The sequence below is a fragment of the Klebsiella sp. K47 genome, assembly GCF_051858335.1.
GTDB lineage: Bacteria > Pseudomonadota > Gammaproteobacteria > Enterobacterales > Enterobacteriaceae > Klebsiella > Klebsiella pneumoniae.
Map to the genome: position 1 here is coordinate 1 of NZ_JBPYUI010000351.1, position 229 is coordinate 229.

The 229-nt window shown below is 67.2% G+C and carries 1 protein-coding gene; it reads left to right on the forward strand.

Features of this window, described 5'->3' with window-relative positions; genetic code table 11:
- On the forward strand, positions 1 to 229 hold a 229-nt coding region (locus RRF55_RS28340), incomplete at both ends, for a condensation domain-containing protein (protein WP_439419345.1).

Genomic DNA, 229 nt, shown 5'->3' on the forward strand with positions numbered 1-229 from the left:
GCCACCGTCGCCGATTTTGCCGATTGCCAGGCGCTGTACAGCGATGTGCAGCGCAGCCTCGACCTGCAGCAGGGCCCGCTGCTGCGCGGCCTGCTGGTGACGGACGGCCAAGGCCACCAGCGCCTGCTGCTGGTGATTCACCACCTGCTGGTCGATGGTGTGTCCTGGCGTGTGCTGCTGGAAGACTTGCAGGCGCTGTACCGTGGCCAGCCACTGCCCGCCAAGACTC